Source organism: Pectobacterium wasabiae CFBP 3304 (assembly GCF_001742185.1).
Lineage (GTDB): Bacteria > Pseudomonadota > Gammaproteobacteria > Enterobacterales > Enterobacteriaceae > Pectobacterium > Pectobacterium wasabiae.
Map to the genome: position 1 here is coordinate 882,005 of NZ_CP015750.1, position 21,195 is coordinate 903,199.

Here is a 21,195-nt window from a genome sequence, read left to right on the forward strand (position 1 = left end):
GTCTTCTACCCGACAACGTTGTATTAATTAACCATGAGCCACATCTGTGACCCGACTGCCTGCCGCTGCACTGACTTCCGCCGCAACCCGTTCGGTTGCATCTGGAATCGCCACTGCGCGGGCTTTTTGCGCCATCGCCAGCAAAGTTGTGCGATCCCAACCGGACAGCACCTCACTGACTGCCGCCACGCTAAACTGTGGCTGCTCAATAATTTTTGCCGCGCCAGCCTTTTCCAGCGGCAGCGCATTCCAGTACTGCTGCCGATCTTTATGCTGAAACGGCACAAACAGTGCAGGTAACCCAGCCGCCGCGATTTCACTGACGGTCAAGGCACCGGAACGGCATACCACGATGTCTGCCCACGCGTAGGCTGCCGCCATGTCATCAATAAACTCAGTAATCTTGTGCTGCGTCTGCCCAACATTCTGATAAGCCTGCTGAACGGTTGATAACGCACCTTTACCGACCTGATGCCAAATCGTAATACGCTCACCCAACTGCTCTGCCACACCGGGAAGCGTTTGGTTCAGCACCCTTGCACCCTGACTACCACCAACAACCAGCACCCTCACAGGGCCTGAGCGATCGGCTAATCGTGTTTCCGGTGCTGGTAATGCCAACACATCGGTTCTTACCGGGTTACCCACGACATCTGCCTTGGGAAACGCGCCCGGAAACGCCTGCAATACCTTTTTAGCGATATGGGATAACCAGCGGTTGGTCAGCCCTGCAATACCATTCTGCTCATGCAGTACGACCGGAATGCCGCACAGCCAGGCAGCCAGACCACCGGGGCCAGAAACATAACCGCCCATGCCCAGCACCACATCAGGCTGGTAACGGCGCATAATCGCCCGCGCCTGACGTACTGCCTGAAAAATACGAATCGGCGCGCTTAACTGCGCCCGAATACCTTTGCCACGCAAGCCAGAAATGCGGATAAAATCAATTTCGATACCATGCTTAGGCACCAAATCGGCTTCCATACGATCCGCAGTACCTAACCAGCGAACCTGCCAGCCCTGCGCCATCAGATGATGCGCAACCGCCAGCCCAGGGAAGACATGTCCACCCGTGCCGCCAGCCATCACCATCAAACGCTTGCCTTCGCCACTCATCGGGCACCTCTCGTAAACGCCTGCGCTTTTGTCCGGCGCGTTTCAAAATCAATGCGTAACAACAAAACAATCGCCGTCGACATAATCAGTAAACTGGAACCACCATAACTGATTAGCGGTAGCGTTAACCCTTTCGTCGGCAGCATCCCCGCCGCTGCGCCTACGTTCACCAGCGTCTGAAAGCTAAACCAGACACCGATCGAACACGCCAGAAAGCCTGAAAAACGCTGATCGATCTCCAGCGCCCGCTTTCCGATAGACATCGCGCGAAAAGCGACGAAGAATATCATTAACAACGCCAAAACCACACCGATATACCCCAGTTCCTCACCTAAAATAGAGAAAATGAAATCGGTATGCGCTTCCGGCAGATATTCCAATTTCTGCACTGAATTCCCCAGCCCTTGCCCCCAGAACTCACCGCGTCCAAACGCCATCAGAGATTGTGTTAACTGGTAGCCGTCGCCGAACGGATCATCCCACGGATTCCAGAAAGACGTCACACGCCGCATACGGTAAGGTTCAGCGACAATCAGAAGCCCAACGGCAAATCCACCGGAACCGATGATCGCCAGAAACTGCCACATCTTGGCTCCGGCCAGAAACAGCATCGCCAGCGTCGTAATAAACAGTACCACCACCGTACCGAGGTCAGGCTGAGCCAGTAGCAGCACCGCCAATACCACCATCACGCCCATCGGTTTGCAAAATCCCCAGAAGTTATTTCGTACTTCTTCAACCTTGCGCACCATGTAGCTGGACAGGTAGCAAAACAGCGCCAGCTTGGATAATTCCGCAGGCTGGATGCGCAACGGCCCCAGAGAAATCCAGCGAGACGCACCGTTAACCGAACTTCCCACAGCGAGTACAACCAGCAGCATGACCATCGCGAGCAATAACAGCACCGGACTATAGCGTTGCCATATTTCCATCGGGATACGCAGCGTAATTAACGACAAGCCAAACGCTAACCCCAGATAAATCGCATCACGCTTCGCGAACAAAAACGGGTCGCTGGCAAGACGTTGCCCGACAGGCATAGAAGCAGACGTCACCATAACAAAACCAATAATGGCGAGCCCAAGCGTCAACCACACGAGCGTTCTATCGTACAGAACGATGCTCAGCGTATCGCTTTCGCGTGTCCCCATAACCCAGCTTTTGACGCGTTCGATAAACGCCAGCCCAAAGAACCGCATCAACCTAATTCCTTCGCAAGGCGAGCAAACTCATCACCTCGCTGTTCAAAACTGCGAAACTGATCCAGGCTTGCACAAGCTGGCGACAGCAGCACCATGTCACCCGGCTTAATGCGTTCAGCGATGACGCGCATCGCCTGTTCCATTGTGTCTGTCTGTGCGGCAATTTCCGGGCGCAATGCAGCCAGTTGTGCACCATCACGACCAAAGCAATACAAACGAATACGCTCACCCTGTAAATACGGCACCAACGGCGAGAAGTCGGCAGATTTTCCATCACCACCGAGTAACAAATGCAACGTGCCGTCGACAACCAAACCGCTTAATGCTGCTTCGGTGCTGCCCACATTGGTGGCTTTAGAATCATTGATCCACCGCACGCCATCGCGCTCAAAGGCCATTTGGAAACGATGCGGTAACCCGGTAAATGCCGTCAATGCCGCCAGCGCAGAAGCCCGCGGGATCTTCACGGCATCAGCCAGCGCCAACGCCGCCAATGCATTCGTGTAGTTATGTTGCCCGACCAGCTTGATTTCACGGGTGTTGAGCACACGTTCACCGTTTACACGCAGCCAGGTTTCACCCTGCTGGCGGTTGAGATGATAATCGCCGACATCAACGCCAAAACTGCGACAGCGTGCATCCGCACCGCGAACCGGCATGGTCAGCGCATCATCAGCATTCACAACACACAAATCCGCGTGTTCATAAATACGCAATTTCGCCGCCCGGTACTGCTGTAGACCAAACGGGTAACGGTTGGTGTGATCTTCCGTTACGTTCAGAATGGTAGCCGCAGCGGCGTGCAGGCTACTCGTCGTTTCCAATTGGAAACTTGATAACTCCAGGACATAAAGCTGAGCGGGCTGTTCCAGCAACTGCAACGCGGGGAGGCCAATGTTGCCACCGACGCCCACCTGCCAGCCTGCAGCGCGCGCCATTTCACCGACCAGCGTTGTCACCGTGCTTTTGCCGTTCGAACCGGTAATCGCCACAATCGGGGCCTGCGCTTCACGACAGAACAGTTCAATATCGCCAACAATCTCAATACCAGCATCAGCGGCGTCACACAGAATCGGCGTCGCCAACGCAACACCGGGGCTGGCGACGATCAAATCCGCATTCATCAGCCAATCTTCATTCAGGCTGCCAAGATGCCGTTCCACCTGTTCCGGCAGCTTATCCAGACCCGGTGGACTGATACGGGTATCCACCACGCGCGGTACGACACCGCGCGCGAGAAAGAAATCAACACAGGAGAGCCCGGTCAGACCCAACCCGATAATGACGACTTTTTTACCCTGATAGTCCACCATGTCTTATCGTACCTTCAGCGTTGCCAGGCCAATCAGCACCAGCATCAACGAAATAATCCAGAAGCGCACAATCACGCGCGGTTCCGGCCAGCCCTTAAGTTCATAATGATGATGAATCGGTGCCATGCGGAAAATCCGCTGCCCGCGTAACTTAAAGGACCCAACTTGCAGGATCACCGACAGCGTTTCAACCACGAAGACACCGCCCATAATCACTAACAAAAACTCCTGACGCAGCAGTACCGCGATAGTACCCAGTGCGCCGCCCAGTGCCAGCGAACCTACGTCTCCCATGAAGACCTGCGCCGGATAGGTGTTAAACCACAGGAACCCAAGCCCTGCACCGACAATCGCGGTGCAGACGATCACCAGTTCACTGGCATGACGGATATACGGAATATGCAGATAGCCGGCAAAATTCATGTTCCCCGTTGCCCATGCCACCAGCGCAAAGCCAGCAGCAACAAACACGGTCGGCATGATTGCCAGCCCATCCAGGCCATCAGTCAGGTTTACGGCATTACTCGTTCCTACAATCACAAAATAGGCCAGCGCGACATACAGCAGGCCCAACTGCGGCATCACATCTTTGAAAAACGGCACAACCAACTGCGTGGCTGGCGTATCTTTACCGATGGAGTACATGGTGAAAGCCACCACGAGCGCAATCACGGACTGCCAGAAATATTTCCAGCGGGCAATCAGCCCTTTGGTATCCTTACGCACCACTTTGCGGTAATCATCAACAAAACCGACTGCACCATAGCCCGCTAACACAAGCAGTACGCACCAGACATACGGGTTAGACAAATTCGCCCACATCAGAACGGAAACGATAATCGCCACCAGGATCATCACGCCCCCCATTGTCGGGGTTCCGCGCTTGCTAAAATGCGATTCCGGCCCTTCGCTACGCACAACCTGCCCAATCTGCAAACGTTGCAGCCAGGCGATCATATGCGGCCCCATCCATAAGGAAATAACCAATGCGGTCAGCAGGCTGACAATGGCGCGGAACGTCAAATAAGAAAAGACGTTAAAACCGGTATAAAGTTTGGCCAAATGTTCGGCCAGCCATACTAACATTGAGCATTCTCCTGTAATGCGTGTACAACTTGCTCCATCGCAGCGCTGCGAGAGCCTTTGACCAATACGCTGATGACGTTATGTTCTGACATCAGCACCTTCAAACGTGAAACGAGCGCGGCCTTATCGTGAAAATGCTCACCATTACCGTTGCTTTGGCTTATCAATTTACTCAACGTTCCGACACTCAATACGCGATCGATGCCCGCAATACGCGCCGCTTCGCCCACCTGACGGTGACACTCAGGGGCATCATCACCCAGCTCGCCCATATCACCGACAACCATCACGCGGTAACCCGGCATCTCTGCCAGTACCTGTGCCGCGGCCGTCATCGAGCCCACGTTGGCGTTATAACTGTCATCCAGCAGTAGCTTGCCTTCAGACAACGTGATCGGAAATAATCGCCCCGGCACCGCTTGAAGCTGAGATAATCCGACTTTAACCGCGTCCAGAGTCGCCCCGACGGACATCGCCAGCGCCGTTGCCGCCAACGCATTCGACACATTATGTCGACCAGGTAAAGGCAGCAAAACCTGCGTTTCGCCAAACGGTGTATGCAGAGTGAAGCGCGTACCCTGTGCTAAAACGACTACATCGCTGGCAAAAAAATCGATGTCGCAAGCGGCCTGTGGCGAGAAATGCCAGACGGTTTTATGATTCAGCGTGACCTGCCAGTGCGGGAAATCGTTGCTGTCCGCATTTACGATCGCTACGCCGTCGGCTGGCAAACCAGAAAAAATCTCACCTTTTGCCTGCGCTACACCGGCCAGTGAACCAAAACCTTCCAGATGTGCAGCAGCCAAGTTATTGACCAGCGCACTTTCTGGCCGCACCAGATCGGTGGTATAGGCAATCTCACCAATGTGATTCGCCCCTAGTTCAATCACCGCAAACTGGTGTTCCTCTGTCAGACGCAGCAGCGTTAACGGCACACCAATATCGTTGTTGAAGTTACCCGCGGTATACAGCACCGAGCCACACTGGCGCAGGATCGCTGCCGTCATCTCTTTAACCGAGGTTTTGCCGGAAGAACCAGTCAGTGCAACAACGCGCGCCGTTGACTGCTGACGAACCCAGGCACCCAATTGCCCTAACGCTAAACGCGTATCGCTCACCAGCAATTGCGGTACATCGATATGTAAGCGCTTACTGACTAACAGGGCCGCCGCACCGCCTTTTACTGCATCTGCTGCGTAATCATGTGCATCGAATTTGTCGCCTTTCAGCGCGACAAACAAACAGCCGGACGTCAGTTGACGCGTATCGGTTGAAACATCTTCAATATCAATGTTCTCACCCATTAGCTGCGCATTCAGCGCCGTGGCAAGTTGCTGCAAAGAAACGCGAATCATGCGATCACCCCCAGCAAGCGAGCAACGGTAATGCGATCGGAATAATCAAGACGCTGATTGCCAACCAGTTGGTAATCTTCGTGCCCTTTTCCTGCAACCAGCACCACGTCATTTTCCTGCGCCTGCATGATCGCACTGGTGACAGCCTCAGCACGTCCATGTATCACCTGGACGCGCCCGGCATCTAGCAGCCCAGAGAGAATATCGGTAACGATCGCCTGAGGTTCTTCACTGCGCGGGTTATCGTCAGTCACTACAACGCGATCGGCCAGTTGTTCTGCAATACCGCCCATAAGTGGGCGCTTACCTTTATCGCGATCGCCGCCGCAGCCAAATACGCACCAGAGTTTGCCCAGACAGTGCAAACGCGCCGCTTCAAGCGCTTTTTCCAGCGCATCCGGCGTATGGGCATAATCAACAACGACCGTTGGCTTTCCTTCAGCATGGAAAACTTCCATGCGACCGCATACAGGTTGCAGTTGCGATCCAGCAATAACGAGCTTGTCGAGCGGATAGCCAAGAGACAGCAATGTTGCTAATGCCAGCAGCATATTGCTGACGTTAAACGCCCCCATCAGGCGACTTTCAATTTCGCCATGTCCCCAGCTTGAATCAAACGCAATCGTGGCGCCGTTATCGTGATAATCAATCTGTGTCGCTTTCAGCCAGCGCCCACGGCAGCCGGGGACCAAATTGTTTTCCATCGTTACAGCAACCGCGTCTGGCAACTTGGCTAGCCAACGCAGCCCAACCTCATCATCAGCATTGATAATCATCTGGCCTACGCGATGCTCAGCGAACAGTGCCCACTTGGCCGCTTCATAGCTTTCCATATCACCGTGGTAATCAAGATGGTCGCGGCTCAGATTGGTGAACACTGCCGCCGTAAAAGGCAGCGCGGCCACGCGGTTTTGTACCAACCCGTGGGAAGACACTTCCATTGCAGCAAACGTCGCGCCTTGCTCTACCAACTGGCTCAGCACCTGCTGAACATCGACAGCAGACCCTGTCGTATTCTCTGTCGGAATGGCTCGCCCCAATAGGCCATTGCCTACGGTACCCATCACTGCGCTCGTTTCGCCTAACGCCTGGCTCCACTGCGCCAGAAGCTGAGTCGTTGTCGTTTTCCCGTTGGTTCCCGTTACGCCAATTAGCTGTAATCTTTCCGCCGGTTGCTGATAAAAACGGCCTGCCAGCGCGGAAAGCCGCTGGTTCAGATTACTGAGATAGACCACTGGCACACCGTGCATTTCGCGAACGGTGCCATCAGCAGTTTCACCTTCTGCTTCAGCAACAATCGCTGCTACGCCTTGCGCAATTGCCTGCGGAATATAGCGCCGTCCATCTGCTTTGTGCCCGACAATCGCGACAAACAGATCCCCGGCAGCCGCGACGCGGCTGTCTAATGTCATTTCCCGCAGCGCGAGCTCCGGGGTGTCTTGCACCCACGGCGCAAGTAAATCGCGCAAATTACGATCTGCCACCTGATCCCTCTTCTCTATTAATTACAAACTCGTTTTTGTCGCCCACTGGCAACGCATCCGGTTCGATATTCATCGTACGCAGAACGCCACCCATGATGGCGCCAAAGATTGGCGCAGAAACCGCGCCGCCGTAGTACTTCCCTGCCTGCGGATCGTTAATCACGACAACCAGAGCAAAACGTGGGTTACTGGCTGGCGCCACACCCGCCGTATAGGCAATATATTTGTTGATGTATTTACCATCTGGGCCGACTTTCTTGGCCGTGCCGGTTTTAATCGCGATACGGTAGCCCTTGATAGCTGCCTTGGTGCCGCCACCGCCGGGTAGTGCAACGCTTTCCATCATGTGTACCACTGAACGCACCAGCGCTTCAGGGAAGACACGCTCGCCAGGCACGGGGGGATCGACTCTGGTAATCGACAGCGGGCGGTAAATACCGAAACTGCCAATCGTGGCATAGACTCGCGCTAACTGTAATGGGGTTACCATCAGCCCATAGCCGAAAGAAAAGGTGGCCCGCTCTACGTCAGACCACCGTTGTTTTTGAGGGTATAAGCCACTGCTTTCTCCGACCAACCCCAAATTGGTCGCTTTTCCTAATCCAAAGCGCGCGTAAGTATCTACTAACGCAGAGGAAGGCATCGCTAACGCCAGCCTGGAGACACCGACGTTACTCGATTTTTGGAGCACGCCCGTCAGCGTTAATTCACTGTAACGCGCCACATCTTTGATTTCATGACCATTGACGTAATACGGCAGCGTGTTGAGTACGCTGTTCTCTTTCACCACGCCGCGCTGCAAGGCCGTCATCACCACCATCGGTTTAACGGTAGAACCTGGTTCGAAAATATCGGTAATCGCGCGGTTACGCATGATGTCTTTCGGCGTACCCGCCAGATTATTCGGGTTATAAGACGGGCTATTTGCCATTGCCAACACTTCGCCAGTATTCACATCGACCAGTACGGCCGTTCCCGATTCGGCTTTGTTAAAGGCAACAGCATTATTGAGCTCGCGGTAAACCAGCGCTTGCAAACGCTCATCAATACTGAGCGCCAGATTATGTGCGGCCTGGCTGTCAACAGAGGAGATATCTTCAATCACGCGACCAAATCGGTCTTTACGCACGGTCCGCTCACCGGGTTGCCCAGTCAGCCAGCGGTCAAAACTTTTCTCAACGCCTTCAATGCCTTGCCCATCGATATTGGTGAAACCAATGAGGTGAGAGGTCACTTGCCCTGAAGGATAGTACCGACGGGACTCCTGCCGCAGATTAATACCTGGTAATTTCAGCTTATGAACGTATTCACCAATAGCCGGGTTAACCTGACGCGCCAGATAAACGAAGCGCCCTTTAGGGTTAGTATTGATCTTGGTTGCCAACTGATCTAACGGAATATCAAGCGCATCAGAAAGTGCTTTCCAGCGCGTATCCAGTGTAATACCGCCACGATCGTTCACTTCTTTCGGATCTGCCCAAACGGCATTCACGGGTACACTGACGGCCAGGGGGCGACCGGCGCGATCGCTGATCATACCGCGCGCCGTTGGCACTTCCTGAACGCGCAGGGAACGCATATCGCCTTCGCGCACCAGTTTGTCTGGATTGATCACCTGAAGATATGCCGCACGAGCCATCAAGCCAACCATCGCAAGCAGGATACAGCCGCAAAGCAACGCAAAACGCCAGCTAACAAAGCTGGCTTGATCTTCCTGGCGCTTTAACTTTCCTGTACGGGCTGCTTTCATGCTTAGCTGGTTGCCTATTTAGTTCATTACTTAACCACAATATTTTCCTGTGACGGATCGACATGCCCCATTTGCAGTTTTTCCGTCGCGATCCGCTCAACGCGGCTATGATCCCCTAATGAGTTTTCCTCCAGGATCAGATTTCGCCATTCGATATCCAGCGCATCACGCTCCAGCAGAAGCTGTTCGCGTTCTGCAGTCAGCAAACGCGTCCGGTGCGCCGTCGTTACGACAAAGACGGCAGAAACCAACACGGCAACGATCAGCAGCACCGGGAGTTTTGCATTACGCAGCAGATCCTCACCGATGACACCGACCAGCGTATGCCGTTCGTTACCGATCACGCTGACAGTCTCTCAGCAAACCGCAGCACGGAACTACGCGCACGCGGGTTTTCTGCCACTTCGTCTTCCGAAGGCATCAGTTTCTTTCCGACAGGCTTTAACGTCTGTCCACCCTGGCTGCGCAGTTGTTCTTCCGTTAGCGGTAGACCAGCAGGCACCTGTGGCCCACGACTTTGATGACGGATGAACCGTTTCACAATCCGATCTTCTAACGAGTGGAAGCTGATCACCGACAGACGCCCCTGCGGAGCCAGTACGCTCAGCGCACCTTCTAACGCACGCTCGATCTCTTCCAGTTCGCTATTGATATAAATGCGGATCGCCTGAAAACTGCGCGTTGCCGGATGTTTATGCTTTTCGCGAACCGGGCTAGCAGCCGCAATCAATTCCGCCAGTTCTTTTGTCCGCGTCATCGGCTCGGTACGATTACGTTCCACAATGGCGCGGGCAATCCGCTTGGCAAAACGCTCTTCACCGAACGTTTTCAAGACCCAGACAATATCGTCAGCTTCTGCTTTCATCAGCCATTCGGCAGCAGACAAACCGCGCGTCGGATCCATACGCATATCTAGCGGACCATCACGCATGAATGAGAACCCACGCTCAGGATCATCAAGCTGCGGGGAAGAAACGCCAAGATCGAGCAGAACACCATCGATCTGTCCGGTCAGCCCACGTTCAGCAACATACTCCGCCATTGCAGAGAACGGCCCATGGATGATAGAGAAACGCGGATCGTCAATCGCCTTGGCGGCTTCAATGGCCTGAGGATCGCGGTCGATAGCTAACAGACGCCCTTCCGGCCCCAGTTGGGAAAGAATCAGACGGGAGTGACCGCCACGGCCAAATGTACCGTCGATGTATGTGCCGCCGCTGCGAATATTCAGGCCATTTACGGCCTCATCCAACAGGACGGAGGTATGTTTATAATTTTCCAGCATGACTATAGCGATAAGTCCTGCAACCGCTCAGACAAAGGTTCCTGAGTCGATTGTTCAGCGTCAATATCATCCTTGACCTGTTGATACCAAGTCTGTTCATCCCACAGTTCAAACTTGTTGAACTGCCCGACTAGCATCACTTCTTTTTTAAGGTCCGCATGCTGCCTTAACGTATTCGCAATCAACAAACGTCCTGCACTATCCATTTGACACTCGCTGGCATGCCCCAATAACAAACGCTGCACACGACGCTCAGCGGGGTTCATGCTCGACAAGCGAGACAATTTTTGTTCAATGATTTCCCATTCGGGTAAGGGATAAAGCAGCAGGCAGGGCTGATGCAAGTCAATGGTGCAAACCATTTGACCTTGCGATTCCTCGTTCAGCATTTCCCGGTATCGGGTAGGCACAGCAAGACGCCCTTTACTGTCGAGGTTAACCAGCGTAGCCCCACGAAACATACCTGAATTACCCCTCCATCGCCTTTTTCACCACTTTACCCCACAAAATCCCACCTTTAAGAGTGTACGGAGGGTATGAAAACCTTGTCAAGCCAGAGCAGACGCGCTTTGGGATTATTCCTGAATGAATTTGGGCCAGCATAGAGGTAAAAAGAATAAGGAGTCAGAATTAGCAGTGATTAACATCATGATAATTTGAGGAAAATTTTCAGTAAAAAGGGTTCATTGCAAACATATCGCCACCAACTTCGGCATATAGATTATTTTCATTGTCACAACCTGATACCAAAGATAAAGACTATTCAGAATAGTCTCATTAAACCGAACGCCTTGAATACCAAGGCCTACCGTAGCCCGCAAAACCATACATGACTGTTAACATTTGCTCAATGTCACATTTTTAACATCAACATCATCGATTCTTTATTAATCTGTCGATTTACGCTCATTCATGCCCTCTCACCGATGAATACGGCTTCCTACGAAAAGAAAAACAGGTTCAGGAAACGCATCGAATAAAATGAACACCAGCACATCCTGAGAAGCCTTAAGCAAGGGCGTCAAAAGCAACCTCTGTTTATCGGTCATTCCCTCACTTCCTTTAAGGCTTTCACATAATTAACGCGTTGCAGGAACGCCACGGCCCAAAAACAAATTAATACTTTGTTTTTAAATAATTTTAAATTTCATCTCGCGATAAAAAAACAAGAAATTTACTGGATAAACATAAAGTAGCGGAAAAATAGAAAAAACGTTCGTAAATAAAAATTTTTCACTAATACCAAGCTAATATATCAGTGATGTAAACTACACAAATTAAATAAGACATAACAAAAAACCATCCAAACCAACCTAACCAGTTTATCCATCCTAAGATTGGAGCAGCCAGGTATGTTTTCCCCGACGTCACGATTGCGAAGCGCCACCGCAGATACCTTTGCGCTCGTTGTCTATTGTTTCATCATCGGCATGGCGATTGAAATCATGCTTTCCGGGATGAGCTTTGAGCAGTCACTGTCTTCACGCCTGCTATCTATCCCTGTCAATATTGCTATTGCCTGGCCATATGGGCTTTATCGCGATCGCGTGCTGAATATGGCTAAACGTCGCGGTGGCGACCATTTCCTGGTGCGTAGCGTTGCCGACCTGTTTGCGTATGTCAGTTTTCAATCCCCTGTTTATGCCGTGATCCTCTGGGTTATTGGGGCAAACCCAGCACAAATCCTGACCGCCGTCACCAGTAATCTGGTGATATCAATGGTGATGGGCGTAACGTATGGCTATTTTTTGGAATACTGCCGTCGGCTATTCCGAGTCGCACTGCCATAAAAATGCATTGAGATCGGATGAAGAAGAGGCGCCATAGCAATCTATGGCGCAGAAAGGCAGGGGATATTACGCGCGGCTCAGTGAGCCACGGCGGTACAGATTACGCCGAATACGATTCAAGCCAGGCTTCGGCCTTTTCGGTTCATCCAGACTGGCTAACACCAACTCCAGCACACGCTCTGCAACTTCACGATGGCGCTGGGCAACAGACAATACTGGGCATTCCAGATAATCCAACAGTTCATTATCCCCAAAGGTCGCGATAGCCAAATTATTCGGCAACCGCCCGTTAATCTTCAGGTTAACGTCCATCACCCCCTGCAATAGTGGGAATGAGGTGGTGAACAACGCATCAGGCATAGGATTATTGTTCAAATAATCCATAAACGCAGCAGCAGCGGCTACCCGCTCATAGCTATTGGAGTAAAGATAATTCACTTCACGCGGATCGCCTGCCCACGCCTGACGGAACCCCTGTTCACGCAGGAAACTGACGGAGAGTTCAGGCAAGGCACCAAGATAGAGTACCGATTTCGCAGGCATTTTCCTTAATTCTTGCGCCAGCATTTCGGCATCTTCAAGATCGGCCCCCACCACGCTGGTAAAGTGCTCACGATCTAATGCCCGATCTAATGCAATAATCGGCAGGCCACCGTTTATCCAACGCTGATAAAACGGGTGCTCAGGTGGCAACGCGGTAGAAACGATAATCGCATCAACCTGACGCTGTAACAAATGTTCAATACAGCGCATCTCGTTATCCGGCTGATCCTCGGAACACGCGATTAATAACTGATATCCGCGCTGTCTGGCCTGACGCTCCAGATAATTGGCGATGCGCGTATAGCTGGTATTTTCCAGATCGGGAATAACCAGGCCAATTGAACGTGTGCGCCCAGCGCGTAATCCAGCCGCGACGGCGTTGGGATGATAATTGTGCTCCCTGACGACAGCCATGACTTTCTCAACGGTCTTATCGCTTACGCGATATTGTTTGGCTTTCCCGTTAATGACATAGCTGGCTGTCGTGCGTGAAACACCCGCAAGACGCGCGATTTCATCCAGTTTCACGGTAACCCCTTAGTAGGCCGGAAAATAAGTAGGCCGGCTAAACAAATAGTGTGATGACCATAAAATCATCATGGATATGGCGTAGATCTAACAGCAGAAGCTTTTGTACGGCAACTGCTTTTATCACGTTACCCACATATTTCAAGTCGTCACATCAATAATGGACGTCTTTTAACCTGAAATACATTGCACCGATATCAGATAAGGGAAATAAAAAAGCCCGATGCTATTATCGGGCCTCTTAAAGGAAAAAGCAGCGAAAAGTCGATTAACGCATGATTTTGTCGCCGCGCGATACACCGACGATCCCAGAGCGTGCCACTTCAACAATTTCGGCAACTTCACGCACGGCACTGAGGAATGCATCCAGTTTATCGCTGGTGCCAGCAAGCTGTACGGTATACAGCGAGGCGGTGACATCCACAATCTGGCCGCGGAAAATATCGGCACAGCGCTTCACTTCTTCACGGCCATAGCCTGTGGCCTGTAGCTTGACCAGCATGATCTCTCGCTCAACGTGCGCACCCTGCCCCAGTTCGCTGACGCGCAGGACATCCACCAGCTTGTGCAGTTGCTTTTCGATCTGCTCCAACACTTTCTCATCGCCTACCGTCTGAATCGTCATTCGGGATAGCGTAGGGTCTTCGGTTGGCGCTACCGTCAGGCTTTCGATGTTGTAGCCACGCTGTGAAAACAGACCGACGACACGTGATAAAGCGCCTGATTCATTCTCAAGTAATACTGATAAAATCCGACGCATGATCAGGTCCTCTCCGTTTTGCTCAACCACATTTCATCCATCGCCCCGCCGCGAATCTGCATGGGGTAAACATGCTCGCTGCTATCGATGTTGATATCAACAAACACCAGGCGATCTTTCTGCGCCAGCGCTTGTGACAGCTTACTTTCCAGTTCGTCCGGCGTATCGATAGAAATCCCGACGTGACCGTACGCTTCAGCCAGCTTGACGAAATCCGGCAACGATTCCATATAAGAACTAGAATGGCGGCCAGAGTAAATCATATCCTGCCACTGCTTCACCATGCCGAGGAAACGGTTGTTCAGGTTGATCACCACGACCGGCAGATCATATTGCAGTGCCGTAGAAAGCTCCTGAATATTCATCTGAATACTGCCATCGCCCGTGACACAAATGACCGTTTCTTCCGGTAGCGCAAGCTTGATACCCAACGCGGCGGGCAGGCCAAAGCCCATCGTCCCCAGACCGCCAGAGTTCACCCAGCGGCGTGGTAAATCGAAAGGATAATACAGCGCAGCAAACATTTGGTGCTGACCGACATCCGATGCGACATAGGCTTTGCCTTCGGTCAGCCGATGCAACGTTTCAATCACCGCCTGCGGTTTAATCTTGTCGCTTTCGGTGTCGTATTTCAGACAGTGACGCCCACGCCATTGCTCGATACCCTGCCACCAGTCGCGCAGCGCATCGAACTGCTGCGGTGCGCCATCCTGTTCCAACAACTCCAGTATCAGGCTTAGCACCTGTTTGGCATCGCCCACGATAGGGATATCTGCGTTTACCGTTTTGGAAATCGACGCAGGATCGATATCAATATGCAATACCGTCGCATTCGGGCAGTACTTCGCCAAATTGTTCGTCGTGCGGTCATCGAAGCGCACCCCAACGGCAAAAATCACATCGGCGTTATGCATAGCCATGTTGGCTTCATACGTCCCGTGCATCCCCAGCATGCCGAGGCATTGACGGTGCGTCCCTGGGAAGCCGCCCAGCCCCATCAGAGACGTTGTTACTGGCAGATTGAGCTTTTCCGCCAGCGCCAGCAGTTCTTCGTGGCACTCCGCGTTAATCACGCCACCACCGCTGTAGATAATCGGCTTTTCTGCCGCCAGCAGGGTTTGCAACGCACGACGAATCTGACCTTTGTGCCCTTGAACCGTTGGGCTGTAAGAGCGCATGCTGACGCTTTCGGGATAAACATACGGCAGTTTATTCGCCGGACTCATGATGTCTTTGGGTAGATCGACGACCACTGGCCCCGGACGTCCGGTTGATGCCAGGTAAAAGGCTTTTTTCAGGATCGTCGGGACATCTTCAACTTTCTTGACCAGAAAGCTGTGCTTCACGATAGGGCGGGAAATGCCCACCGTGTCGCATTCCTGAAAGGAATCATAGCCAATCAGCGAGGTGGCAACCTGACCGGACAACACCACCATAGGAATGGAGTCCATATACGCCGTGGCAATACCGGTGATGGCGTTTGTCGCACCGGGACCGGAGGTAACCAGCACAACGCCGACCTCACCCGTCGCGCGCGCATAGCCATCGGCCATATGCGCTGCACCTTGCTCATGCCGCACCAAAATATGCTCGATACCGCCAACCGTGTGTAGGGCGTCGTAAATATCCAACACCGCACCGCCCGGATAACCGAACACATGTTTTACGCCCTGATCGATCAACGATCGGACCACCATTTCGGCGCCTGACAACATCTCCATGGATCTGCCTCTTTTGTTCAGAAAACGGAGCCCGTTTCTGTATTGACCGGGGGGAATCCCCGCGCTCACGTTGTGTTAATACTGTTAACTTTACGAAATATTATAGGGATTGCTAATAACCCATTAACATAACGCCAGATTATGACGCAGACAAACGGCAAAAAACCACCGCTCCTAATCAGGCCGAGGGGAAATCGAACGTGAGTGAAAAAAGAACTGAGATAAAATACTAGCCAGGAACCTGTAGACCTGAGAGATCGTCCATAAAGGACGTGAATTACAGAGTGAAATTTTGAGGCCGAAAAACCACATTTCTTTTCAGGAGACGAATTTTTCGGCCTACGACATCATCAAGATTCCGCGTACATCGCATCAATTTCCAGTTGATAACGCTGGTTGATGATCTTCCTGCGCAGCTTGAGCGTTGGCGTCAACTCTCCTTCCGCCATCGAAAACGGTACTGGCAGCAGCGTGAATTTCTTCACCTGCTCAACGCGGGAAAGCTCTTTCTGCATCTCCCGCAGGCGCTGTTCGAACAGTTCAATAATATGGCTGTGACGCAACAATTCCAGACGATCGTGGTACTTCAAGTTGATGGAGCGAGCGTATTCTTCCAGTGCCTCGAAACAAGGAACGATCAGTGCTGAAACGTACTTACGCGTGTCCGCGATAATCGCAACCTGTTCGATGAAGCGATCCTGCCCCAGTGTCCCTTCCAGATGCTGCGGTGCAATATATTTACCGCCCGAGGTTTTCATCAGATCTTTCAAGCGCTCGGTAATAAACAGGTTTCCGTTAGCATCCAGCTCTCCTGCATCACCGGTTTTCAGCCAGCCGTCTTCGGTAAAGGTTTCTGCAGTTTCCTGCGGACGATGGAAATAACCCCGCATGATGGTCGCGCCACGCACTTGGATCTCTTTTTCCTCGCCAATGCGAACCTCAATGCCCGGTAGCGGCGTGCCAATAGAGCCTAAGCGGAAGCGGCCTTCTTCCCAGCAGGAAACCGTCGCGCAGGTTTCGGTCATGCCATAACCATAAATAATGCGAATCCCGATCGACCGGAAAAACAGAATAATGTTGTCATCCAGTCGTGCGCCTGCTGCGGGCATAAAGCGAATTTCGCCCCCCAGAAGCTGACGCAGTTTCCCTAACACCAATCGGTCGGCATAGTGGTGCAGGATGCGGCGTAAGAGGTTACCTTTTTTCGCCGCCTGCTTAGCCAGAAAAGCATGCTGCCCCTGCGCGATAGCCCAGTTGAAGAGTCGTTGACGATACCACGGTGCCTGTGCCACTTTTTCATGAATGGCGCTATACACTTTCTCATAAAAACGGGGGACGGCGCACATCACCGTCGGCTTCACCGCCTGCATCGCGCCACGCACCAGATTCGTATCGCTGAGGTACACGTTCTGTGCGCCACAGTGCATCACGAAGAAGCTCCAGGCACGTTCGAATACATGGGAAAGTGGTAAGAAACTCAGTGAGACATCGTTTTCCGACATGCTCAAGCGCTCGTCGTGCAGCTTAAGCTGCATCGCCATGTTGGTGTAATCCAGCATGACGCCTTTTGGTTCACCCGTGGTGCCAGAGGTATAAATCAGCGTAAACAGATCGTTAAGATCGCGACTGTCGATGCGTGTTTGCCATTCATCACGCCAGAAATCGTCTACTGCCTGCGCTTCAAACTCATGCAGAGATTGCGCAATATCGCTACCGTGCAGGTTAACGCCCTCATCCATCACGATAATATTTCGTAACTGTGGGCAGGCATCACGTAGCACCAGCAGCGCATCCAACTGCTCCTGACCACCGACGAAGATCGTGCGGATATCCGCATCATTAATAATGAACGCCGCCTGTGCCGCCGTATTCGTGGCATAAATTGGCACGCTGATCGCACGCAGGTGTAATAGCGCAAGGTCGGCCAGCGACCAATTCATCGAGTTATGAGAGAAAATCGCAACCCGTTCCTGAACATCCACGCCCTGCGCTAAGAGCGCGCTGGCAATGCGCTGAATGCGCTGTCCTGCCTGTGTCCAGGTGAGTTGCTGCTCGCCCGCAGGCGTCCACTCGCGCAACGCAATACGACCTGCGCAGTGATTGATCCGATCTTGAACCCGGTGCACCACATGGTATGGCTGTAAATGATTAGTCATCTGTAAAAGAATTTATAAGGGAAATGAATGTGACAGCGTTTCAGCGTACAGCTGTATATTATTTGGCGTGCAGTCTACCGCCATTGTTCAAAACCGCAACGATCTTTCGTTCATTCGTCGTTGGCTATCGCTGGTTTACTTGACGCACGTCACATCAATCAAAAGTTGACATAACCCTGATAATCGCGTACCAATAATGCAACACCGAATTTTAGATGACGAGATCCCATGTTCAACTTTGCTGTCCTACTAGGCCTACTACTAAACGCATCCTTCTTGCGCGGTAGGTTTGTGGGCAGAGTTAAGAACTAAGTTTCTCGCCACACGATACAAAAACCCGCGCTGATGCGCGGGTTTTTTTTTACTCGCCGAGCGCCAAGTACAAAGTAGACACGACAAGGAACTAAACCGATGAGCGAGCAAGTCATTATTTTTGATACCACATTACGCGATGGTGAACAGGCTTTACAGGCGAGTTTGAGCGTAAAAGAAAAGCTGCAAATTGCCTTTGCTCTGGAGCGTATGGGCGTTGATGTCATGGAAGTTGGCTTTCCCGTGTCCTCTCCTGGCGACTTTGAATCCGTTCAGACCATTGCCCGCAACATCAAAAATAGTCGTGTATGCGGTCTGACCCGCTGTGTCGAAAAGGATATCGATGTCGCCGCAGAAGCGTTGCGTGTCGCAGACGCCTTCCGTATTCACACCTTCATTGCCACCTCACCGATGCACATCGCCACCAAGTTGCGCAGCACGCTGGATGAGGTGATTGAACGCGCTATCTACATGATCAAACGCGCGCGTAACTACACAGACGATGTTGAATTCTCCTGCGAAGATGCGGGCCGCACGCCAATCCCCGATCTGTGTCGCGTGGTCGAAGCGGCCATCAACGCTGGTGCACGTACCATTAATATCCCGGACACTGTCGGCTACACCATGCCGCATGAGTTCGGTAATATCATTGCTTCGCTGTACCAACATGTTCCGAATATCGATAAAGCCATCATTTCTGTTCACACTCACGACGATCTGGGCTTGGCCGTCGGCAATGCCATGGCGGCGGTTCACGCAGGGGCTCGTCAGGTAGAAGGCACGTTGAATGGTATCGGTGAACGTGCGGGTAACTGCTCACTGGAAGAAGTGATTATGGCGATAAAAACCCGCCATAACCTCCTGAATGTCCACACCAACATCAATCATCAGGAAATTTACCGCACCAGCCAACTGGTCAGCCAGATTTGCAACATGCCTATTCCTGCCAACAAAGCGGTCGTCGGTGCCAACGCCTTCGCCCACTCTTCAGGCATTCATCAGGATGGCGTGCTGAAAAATCGTGAAAACTACGAAATCATGACGCCAGAATCCATCGGCCTGAAAGAGGTGCAGTTGAACCTGACTTCCCGTTCTGGCCGCGCGGCGGTGAAACACCGCATGGAAGAGATGGGCTATCAGGACAGCGATTACAATCTGGACGATTTGTACTCCGCCTTCCTGAAACTGGCAGATAAAAAAGGTCAGGTGTTTGATTACGATCTGGAAGCGCTGGCCTTTATCAGCCGTCAGCAGGAAGAACCCGAATTCTACAGTTTGGACTATTTCAGCGTTCAGTCTGGTTCCAGCGTGATGGCAACCGCTTCAGTCAAGCTGATCTGTGGTGAAGAAACCCAGTCAGAAGCCGCAACGGGTAATGGTCCGGTAGATGCCGTTTATCAGGCGATCAACCGCATTACGGGTTACCAAATTTCGCTGGTTAAATACCAACTGACGGCCAAAGGACAGGGGCGTGATGCGCTGGGTCAGGTTGATATCGTCGCAGATTATCAGGGGCGTCGCTTCCACGGCGTCGGTTTGGCAACGGATATCGTTGAATCTTCCGCACAGGCAATGGTAAATGTATTAAACAACATCAAACGTGCTCAGCAGGTAGAAAAAGAAATTCAGCGTCTGCAACAGCACAATAACCAACAACAAAACGATAGCAAACAACAAAACAGTCAGGAAACAGTGTGATGACAAAGAGCTACCATATCGCCGTTTTACCCGGAGACGGCATTGGCCCAGAAGTAATGGCACAGGCCCACAAAGTACTGGATGCGGTGCGTCAGCGTTTTGGTATCCGCATTACCACCAGTGAATACGACGTTGGCGGTATCGCCATTGACCGTCAGGGCACACCGTTGCCACAGGCAACCGTTGCGGGCTGTGAGCAGGCCGATGCGATCCTGTTCGGTTCCGTGGGCGGCCCGAAATGGGAACATTTGCCACCGGCAGAGCAGCCAGAGCGCGGTGCGTTACTGCCTTTGCGTAAGCACTTCAAATTGTTCAGCAACCTGCGCCCTGCACGTCTGTATCAAGGGCTGGAAGCGTTTTGTCCACTGCGTAGCGACATCGCCGCAAAAGGCTTTGATATCCTGTGCGTCCGCGAACTGACGGGTGGGATCTATTTCGGTCAGCCGAAAGGCCGTGAAGGTAGCGGTCAGTATGAGCGCGCTTTCGATACCGAGGTGTATCACCGTTTCGAGATTGAACGCATCGCGCACATCGCGTTTGAATCCGCCCGTAAACGCCGTAGCATCGTGACCTCCATCGATAAAGCCAACGTGCTGCAAAGCTCTATTCTGTGGCGCGAGATCGTCACGGAAGTCGCTAAAGCCTACCCAGATGTGCAGTTGTCCCATCTGTATATCGATAACGCGACAATGCAATTAATCAAAGATCCGTCTCAGTTTGACGTGATGCTGTGTTCTAACCTGTTCGGTGACATTCTGTCCGACGAGTGCGCCATGATTACCGGCTCAATGGGCATGCTGCCTTCCGCGAGCTTGAACGAGCAAGGCTTCGGCTTGTACGAGCCTGCTGGCGGTTCCGCACCAGATATCGCGGGTAAAGACATTGCCAACCCGATCGCGCAGATTCTGTCACTGGCGCTGCTGCTGCGTTACAGCCTGGGGGCGGATGATGCCGCAGAGGCAATCGAAAAAGCCGTCAATACTGCGCTGGCTGAAGGCTACCGCACCGCCGATCTGGCAAGCGCCAGCAACGCGATCGGTACCAGTGAAATGGGCGACGTGATTGCGCGTTTCGTGGCGCAAGGGGCATAACC

Annotated in this window: 18 protein-coding genes; 3 read left to right on the forward strand and 15 right to left on the reverse strand. The window is 52.4% G+C overall.

What is annotated here, in order from left to right; all coding sequences use genetic code 11:
- Positions 1 to 27 precede the first annotated feature (27 nt).
- From murG to A7983_RS24645, 11 genes are all read right to left on the reverse strand, one after another.
- Positions 28 to 1,119, reverse strand: coding sequence for an undecaprenyldiphospho-muramoylpentapeptide beta-N-acetylglucosaminyltransferase (gene murG / locus A7983_RS03920; RefSeq protein ID WP_005975228.1), 1,092 nt, complete (start codon positions 1,117 to 1,119; stop codon positions 28 to 30).
- Positions 1,116 to 2,318 carry a cell division protein FtsW gene (ftsW, locus tag A7983_RS03925; RefSeq protein WP_005975230.1) on the reverse strand — a complete coding sequence of 401 codons (1,203 nt, stop codon included), beginning with the start codon at positions 2,316 to 2,318 and terminating at the stop codon, positions 1,116 to 1,118. Before ftsW ends, murG begins: the two co-directional genes overlap by 4 nt.
- Complete coding sequence (murD, locus tag A7983_RS03930) at positions 2,318 to 3,634, reverse strand: UDP-N-acetylmuramoyl-L-alanine--D-glutamate ligase (protein ID WP_005975231.1); 1,317 nt, start codon at positions 3,632 to 3,634, stop codon at positions 2,318 to 2,320. The genes ftsW and murD overlap by 1 nt, the downstream gene beginning before the upstream one ends.
- 3 nt (positions 3,635 to 3,637) lie before the next feature.
- A complete protein-coding gene (gene mraY / locus A7983_RS03935) occupies positions 3,638 to 4,720 on the reverse strand; it encodes a phospho-N-acetylmuramoyl-pentapeptide-transferase (RefSeq protein ID WP_005975233.1) in 1,083 nt (360 codons plus the stop codon).
- A complete protein-coding gene (murF, locus tag A7983_RS03940) occupies positions 4,714 to 6,075 on the reverse strand; it encodes a UDP-N-acetylmuramoyl-tripeptide--D-alanyl-D-alanine ligase (RefSeq protein WP_005975234.1) in 1,362 nt (453 codons plus the stop codon). Before murF ends, mraY begins: the two co-directional genes overlap by 7 nt.
- Positions 6,072 to 7,559, reverse strand: a complete 1,488-nt coding sequence (gene murE / locus A7983_RS03945) for a UDP-N-acetylmuramoyl-L-alanyl-D-glutamate--2,6-diaminopimelate ligase (protein ID WP_005975236.1) — start codon at positions 7,557 to 7,559, stop codon at positions 6,072 to 6,074. The genes murF and murE overlap by 4 nt, the downstream gene beginning before the upstream one ends.
- Positions 7,546 to 9,309, reverse strand: a complete 1,764-nt coding sequence (locus A7983_RS03950; RefSeq protein ID WP_005975238.1) for a peptidoglycan glycosyltransferase FtsI — start codon at positions 9,307 to 9,309, stop codon at positions 7,546 to 7,548. Before A7983_RS03950 ends, murE begins: the two co-directional genes overlap by 14 nt.
- A gap of 26 nt (positions 9,310 to 9,335) precedes the next feature.
- Positions 9,336 to 9,653, reverse strand: a complete 318-nt coding sequence (gene ftsL, locus A7983_RS03955) for a cell division protein FtsL (protein WP_005975240.1) — start codon at positions 9,651 to 9,653, stop codon at positions 9,336 to 9,338.
- Positions 9,650 to 10,594 carry a 16S rRNA (cytosine(1402)-N(4))-methyltransferase RsmH gene (rsmH, locus tag A7983_RS03960; protein WP_005975242.1) on the reverse strand — a complete coding sequence of 315 codons (945 nt, stop codon included), beginning with the start codon at positions 10,592 to 10,594 and terminating at the stop codon, positions 9,650 to 9,652. Before rsmH ends, ftsL begins: the two co-directional genes overlap by 4 nt.
- A 2-nt stretch (positions 10,595 to 10,596) precedes the next feature.
- Entirely contained in the window at positions 10,597 to 11,055 is a 459-nt protein-coding gene (mraZ, locus tag A7983_RS03965) for a division/cell wall cluster transcriptional repressor MraZ (protein ID WP_005975245.1), read from the reverse strand.
- A gap of 459 nt (positions 11,056 to 11,514) precedes the next feature.
- A complete protein-coding gene (locus tag A7983_RS24645; protein WP_005975247.1) occupies positions 11,515 to 11,643 on the reverse strand; it encodes a hypothetical protein in 129 nt (42 codons plus the stop codon).
- Positions 11,644 to 11,946: 303 nt separating this feature from the next.
- Between A7983_RS24645 and A7983_RS03970 the strand changes: the two genes are divergently transcribed.
- Positions 11,947 to 12,384: an L-alanine exporter AlaE gene (locus A7983_RS03970; RefSeq protein ID WP_005975249.1), complete on the forward strand. Its 438-nt coding sequence runs from the start codon at positions 11,947 to 11,949 to the stop codon at positions 12,382 to 12,384.
- Positions 12,385 to 12,450: 66 nt separating this feature from the next.
- Here A7983_RS03970 and cra read toward each other — a convergent pair whose 3' ends face one another.
- The 4 genes from cra to A7983_RS03990 form a co-directional block, all read right to left on the reverse strand.
- Entirely contained in the window at positions 12,451 to 13,455 is a 1,005-nt protein-coding gene (cra, locus tag A7983_RS03975) for a catabolite repressor/activator (protein ID WP_005975251.1), read from the reverse strand.
- A gap of 268 nt (positions 13,456 to 13,723) precedes the next feature.
- On the reverse strand, positions 13,724 to 14,215 hold the full coding sequence (gene ilvN, locus A7983_RS03980) for an acetolactate synthase small subunit (RefSeq protein WP_005975253.1): 492 nt from the start codon (positions 14,213 to 14,215) through the stop codon (positions 13,724 to 13,726).
- A 2-nt stretch (positions 14,216 to 14,217) separates the two neighbouring features.
- The gene (gene ilvI, locus A7983_RS03985) at positions 14,218 to 15,936 is read right to left on the reverse strand and encodes an acetolactate synthase 3 large subunit (RefSeq protein ID WP_005975255.1); all 1,719 of its coding nucleotides are present in this window, start codon (positions 15,934 to 15,936) and stop codon (positions 14,218 to 14,220) included.
- A gap of 350 nt (positions 15,937 to 16,286) precedes the next feature.
- Positions 16,287 to 18,092, reverse strand: coding sequence for an AMP-dependent synthetase/ligase (locus tag A7983_RS03990; protein WP_005975257.1), 1,806 nt, complete (start codon positions 18,090 to 18,092; stop codon positions 16,287 to 16,289).
- Positions 18,093 to 18,503: 411 nt separating this feature from the next.
- On the opposite strand from A7983_RS03990, the gene leuA reads away from it, so the two are divergent.
- Together leuA and leuB are read left to right on the forward strand one after the other, a co-directional pair.
- Complete coding sequence (leuA, locus tag A7983_RS03995) at positions 18,504 to 20,102, forward strand: 2-isopropylmalate synthase (RefSeq protein WP_005975259.1); 1,599 nt, start codon at positions 18,504 to 18,506, stop codon at positions 20,100 to 20,102.
- Positions 20,102 to 21,193, forward strand: coding sequence for a 3-isopropylmalate dehydrogenase (gene leuB, locus A7983_RS04000; RefSeq protein WP_005975261.1), 1,092 nt, complete (start codon positions 20,102 to 20,104; stop codon positions 21,191 to 21,193). The genes leuA and leuB overlap by 1 nt, the downstream gene beginning before the upstream one ends.
- Positions 21,194 to 21,195 lie beyond the last annotated feature (2 nt).